Here is a 5,646-nt window from a genome sequence, read left to right on the forward strand (position 1 = left end):
TTTTATGATTGAAAAATAGTAGATTTTCAAGCGAAAATTGAGGAAATTTTGAAAGCATAGCACCGCTACGGTTGAAAAATTTGCTCAATTTGTAGCCGAGAAGATGGTGTTTTTCGACTTAAAATACTTTCGCAAGAAGTCTATTGAATGTTCGAGTCTCAAAAACCCTTCTCATCGAGGATGGTTGGGAGGGGGTTACCACGCCACCGAATAACTAATCGTTCCGACAAGTGGCATAATCATTTCCTGCCCTACTTTTGAGTTTCTAATGATGGGTTTTGCCTTAGCATCTATAATAACATATTGATTATCAATTAAATAACGACCTTTTTCAATCATCGAAATGCTTTTTCCTTCGGCTAACTTGCAATATAAGTTTGAAACACCATTTGTCGAAATGGTTGCAGTGATACCTCCATTATTAGGCGTAATTTTTTGCGTAAATTCGTTACCACTATATTGATATTTATAAGTCGGAAAGCCTTGATTATCAATCGAATATCCTTTAAAAATCAATGTTTTATATTCGTCTAAAGAATCGGGCATAGAGGCATTAATGTCTGCTAAAACGGCAACCGAAGGCTTTCCCGAAAACTTGGTTTGCACACCTATTGGTCTCAAAATTTGTGGTTCGCCACGTTCGTGCCACATTTCGGTTGCATCGGCGAAATCGCCTCGCCAAGCGTATAGCAAAGCTCCTTGATTCAAATCAAACGAATAATGAACACCAACAGGGCTACCTACTGAAATAATGTGTGTACGTTTTTTTCCATCAAACATAATGAACGAACGCACTAACTCGACATCACTTTTAGGTTTTATTGAAATTTCGCCAACGGCTTGTGGGGTTGGCAATGACGACTCGGCATGAAGGGCATAAGGTCTGATTTCTGGCCCTGCTGCAAAAAGCCCCAATTCAGGTTTCCACCAAACTTTAATGTATTTGATTTCAATAGAATGTTTACCTTTTTTTAGGTCTAAATAAGCAATGCGTGGCTTGCGATACTGCTCACCTTCATTCGATAATATTTCTTTTCCATCAACACTCAATGCCATTTTTCCAGCATAATCAGCTATCAATGAGTAGCTTCCATCTTTTTCTACATCCAGATTTCCTTTAAAAACTAATAGGAAACGACTTAATCCAACACCATAATTCTTAGTTAATTCAGTGGCAACACCCGACTCGGTTGGCGTTTCTTTTTTCTTGGCAAACTGTTTGTCCCAGTCGAATGTTTCGTAAAGTTCGTAGCTCAAGTCACTTAATTTTAATGGTGTTTCTTTATTATATTTCAAATATTCAACATTTCTGATGGCAACTGTCCCTGTTTTGTTCTCAAAAACAATAGGCCCTTCGTTTTTGCCTTCTGTTGGAAAAACGTATCCTTGATGAATCAACACATCATTTAATACAGCTTTTTCGAGAGTGAGAGCATTACCGAAAGAAGCCTCCGAAAAAGTCAATTCTAAAGTTTGCCAAAGTCCAGCTGACCTACTCGCATTTTGGTTGGGAAGTTTCAGAAATCCATCTTTTGTCTGAATTGCTCCGTTGTGCAGCAATATGGCGTGTTTGCCTTGCACATAAAAAACCGCTTCACTATTATTGCCCAACATAAACTCAAACCTGAGTTTGGCATCGGCAGTGGTGAGTTTGGAGGTCATTTTGCCTGAAGCATTTGAAAACAAAAATTTGTCTCCAGCGGCAAATCCAGATTTTGACTTCTTTTTAAAAGGATTATCAACATTTTCGACCTGTTTCCAATTACCTAAGTCCCAATTATTGAGGGGCAATTTGTTCATCGAAAACTCTTGGGCAAACGATTGTAAAGACAAGCCAAAGGCAAGTAAAAGTGTAAAAAAACGAAAGTACATGGTTGAATATGTTAGAGTTTGTACAAAAATACACGATTAAGTGTATCTCATACAATTAATCAAGTAAAACTTTTTTTTAACGAACGGAAAGTGTTTTGTAAATTTGTAGAAAAAATAACATCAAACCAAAGAATTTAATGTCGAAACCAACACTTCTTATTTTAGCCGCAGGAATGGGTAGCCGCTACGGAGGCATCAAACAATTAGATAAATTCGGGCCAAATGGCGAAACAATTATTGATTATTCGTTGCACGATGCAATTAAAGCGGGTTTTGGCAAAGTGGTTTTTATTATTCGTGAAGAATTGAAAGCTGATTTTCAAGAAATATTTGGACCAAAATTAGATGGTAAAGTTGAGTACGATTTTGCGATTCAAAACATTCAAAGTTATGTTCCTGAAGAATTGGGCAAAGTGGAAAGAACAAAACCATGGGGAACTGGTCATGCCGTACTTTGTGCCTGGGAACAAACCGATACGCCTTTTGCGGTTATCAATGCCGATGATTTTTATGGCTACGAAGGCTTTAAAATTATGGCTGATTTCTTGACAAATAATACTGACCAAACTTGCCAAGCGATGGTAGGCTATCAAATCAAAAATACTTTGTCAGAAAATGGTTCGGTGTCGAGAGGAGTTTGTGAATTAGACGAAAATGATTTCTTAAAAGTAGTTATAGAACGAACAAAAATTTATCGTCAAGCCGATAATACAATTGTTTTTGAAGAAGGAGAAGAATTGACCGAATTGCCAGAAAGCACGCCTGTTTCGATGAATTTTTGGGGATTTATGCCCAATGTTTTTCCAGTTATCAACGAAATGTTTAAGGAATATTCGACCCAAAACCTTCATTCGCCTAAAGCAGAATTTTATATTCCAAACGTAATGACTTATCTAATCAAGCACGATTTGGGCAAATGCAAAGTATTTTCTAATGAATCAGAATGGTTTGGCGTAACTTACCCCGAAGACAAACCAACGGTGATGGAGGCTTTGCAAAAACTATCAAATCAAGGGCTTTATTGAAGATTCGAGATACAGGGCATGAGAAAATCTTGCATCTCGAATTCCGCATCTCAAATCTCATATCTAATTATGCCAATCACTTACCACAAAGCAACACTCCACGACCTTGACGAACTGGTAAGGTTACGCATTGCGTTTTTGAAAGAAGTTCAGAAAGCTGAAAAAAGACAATATAGCGAAGAGGAGTTGAGCACTACTCTTCGTCAATATTTGTCTAAAAGTATGTCAAACGATGAATTTGTAGCTTGGTTAGCTATTTCAAACGGTAAAATTGTAGCTACCAGTGGACTTTGTTTTTTTGAGATTACGCCAGGCTTTACCCTTATTGATGGTAAAATTGCCTACATTCTAAACATTTATACACTTCCCGAATGGCGAGGAAAAGGCATAGGAAAGCAAGTTTTCGGCCATGTTTTGCAAGAAGCCATCGGTCGTGGATACAAACGCATTTCGCTCCATGCTTCAGATGAAGGAAGACCTATTTATGAAAAATTTGGGTTTCGATTAACTGGTGACGAAATGGAACTAAGGCTTCCTTAAAAACTTAAAAAAAGTAAACAATCAAAGAATTAAAATATTGATAATAAGTAGGTTACGTTTTTTTATTAGATAAATACGATCTTATTATTTTATAATTTAAAAAGGTAGCCGCAAATTATCCTTTGTCATTTATCTCAAGTTGCCACAATCATAAACAATTTGTTTAGATTGAAATATCACTTAATTTCGCTTCGTCAACATTCAACCCAAAACCCTATGGAGTCCTTTTCACAATTTTTTAGCCAGATTGCTTGGTGGGGCTATGTTCTCATTTTTCTTTCAATTGTCGCTATTCGTGATATTTTTCAGAAATCACACACTGTACAACATAATTTTCCAATTTTAGGTCATTTACGCTATTTTATTGAGAGTGTTGGGCCAGAACTTCGACAATATATTGTAGCCAATAATCGTGAAGAATTGCCTTTCAATCGTCGACAACGCTCGTGGATTTATGCTTCGTCGAAAAAAGAAAACAATTTTCAAGGCTTTGGTACAGACCAAGACATTTACAGTGCAGGCTATAATTTCATAAAACCTGCCATGCTCCCCCATAAATTGCCAAAAAATCATCCAAACATTGCAAATCCATATATTTGCCCATCGGCAAAAGTCATTGGTCTATACCACAATCGTAAACATCCTTATTTACCAAAATCAGTCGTCAATATTTCGGGCATGAGCTATGGCTCATTGTCGGCGGCGGCCATTGATTCGATGAATAAAGGTGCTACCAAATTTGGCTGTTATCATAATACTGGTGAAGGTGGACTTTCGAATTATCATAAAAACGGCTCCGATGTAGTGTTAAATATAGGAACTGCTTACTTTGGAATCAGAGACGATGACGGTAATTTTGTATTGGAAAAATTAGTTCAACTTTGCCAAGATAATCCTTGCATTAAAATGATAGAATTGAAGCTATCGCAAGGAGCAAAACCTGGGAAAGGTGGCGTTTTGCCTGCTTCAAAATTGACCCAAGAACTGGCAGATATCCGCCATGTACCCATGGGAAAAGATGTTATTTCGCCCGCTTCGCATAGTACTTTTTCTAATATCAAAGAAATGGTAGATTTTATTGAACTAATGGCAAAGGCAACGGGCTTGCCAGTTGGAATAAAATCGGCAGTTGGAAAACTGGAAATGTGGGAAGAATTGGCAGATTTGATGAAAAAGACAGGAAAAGGACCTGATTTTATTACAATTGATGGTGGAGAAGGTGGCACAGGAGCGGCTCCACCGAGCTTTGCAGACCATGTTTCGTTGCCATTTGTGTATGCATTTTCGTCTATTTATAGAATTTTTCAGAAACGAGATTTGAATGATAATATCACTTTTGTGGGTTCAGGAAAATTAGGACTTCCAGACTCAGCAATTATGGCTTTTTCGATGGGCGTTGACGTGATAAATGTTGGTCGAGAATCAATGCTATCTATCGGTTGTATTCAAGCACAAATTTGTCATACCAATCGTTGCCCGAGTGGTGTAGCTACTCAAAACAAATGGTTGCAAGGGGGAATTGACCCAGCTTTGAAAAGTGAGCGTTTTTATAATTATGTAAAAACATTAACGAAGGAAATTTTGGAAATTTGTCATGCTTGCGGTTATGAACACCCAAGTCAGTTTATGATGGACGACGTGGACGTAGCAATGGGCGATAATAATCGTACACAGTCGCTTCGAACAACCTATCAATATCAGAAAACCCCTGTAAAATTTGAAGGCCTGAAGAAACTTTTGGAAAGCCCATATTTGGGGGGGGAAATGAGTAAAAAAGTGTAGAATTGAGAGTGTAGAGCAATGATTAAAGCCTAAAAAATTAACTCTACACTTTTTACCCTCCACAAAATCAAATCCAATCTATACCCTTTTTCAATAAACTTAAAGTACGCTCTTCGGGGCTGTTGGGTTTGGGTTTATAGTCATATACCCAATTGGCAACTGGTGGTAAACTCATCAAAATAGACTCGGTACGACCGTTGGTTTCCAGTCCAAATTTTGTGCCTCTGTCCCAAGCTAAATTGAATTCAACATAACGTCCACGACGAAGCATTTGCCATGTTTTCTCTTCTTCTCCATAAGAAATTTGGCTATTTTTTGCCATCAAATGCGTATAAATTGGAGCAAACGACTCTCCTACTGATTTTACAAAATCGAAAGTTTTTTGTTTTTCTGCCTCATCTTTTGATTTCAAATAATCAAAAAATAT

General features: G+C 37.4%; 5 protein-coding genes. 3 read left to right on the top strand and 2 right to left on the bottom strand.

The genetic code is table 11. The features are described from left to right. Positions 1-195 precede the first annotated feature (195 nt). Entirely contained in the window at positions 196-1,872 is a 1,677-nt protein-coding gene (locus ACH2CJ_RS16660) for a hypothetical protein (protein ID WP_394994149.1), read from the bottom strand. Between the two features lie 137 nt (positions 1,873-2,009). On the opposite strand from ACH2CJ_RS16660, the gene ACH2CJ_RS16665 reads away from it, so the two are divergent. From ACH2CJ_RS16665 to ACH2CJ_RS16675, 3 genes are all read left to right on the top strand, one after another. After that, a complete protein-coding gene (locus tag ACH2CJ_RS16665) occupies positions 2,010-2,897 on the top strand; it encodes an NDP-sugar synthase (RefSeq protein WP_394994152.1) in 888 nt (295 codons plus the stop codon). A 69-nt stretch (positions 2,898-2,966) separates the two neighbouring features. Then, a complete protein-coding gene (locus ACH2CJ_RS16670; protein ID WP_394994155.1) occupies positions 2,967-3,437 on the top strand; it encodes a GNAT family N-acetyltransferase in 471 nt (156 codons plus the stop codon). A 216-nt stretch (positions 3,438-3,653) separates the two neighbouring features. Continuing rightward, positions 3,654-5,219 (top strand): FMN-binding glutamate synthase family protein, encoded by a 1,566-nt coding sequence (locus ACH2CJ_RS16675; RefSeq protein WP_394994158.1) that lies wholly within the window; start codon positions 3,654-3,656, stop codon positions 5,217-5,219. Positions 5,220-5,286: 67 nt separating this feature from the next. Here the strand turns inward: ACH2CJ_RS16675 and ACH2CJ_RS16680 are convergent. Further along, the coding region (locus ACH2CJ_RS16680) for a coproporphyrinogen III oxidase (RefSeq protein WP_394994161.1) at positions 5,287-5,646 on the bottom strand (360 nt) is incomplete at its 5' end.

Source organism: Emticicia sp. (genome assembly GCF_043780375.1).
GTDB lineage: Bacteria > Bacteroidota > Bacteroidia > Cytophagales > Spirosomataceae > Emticicia.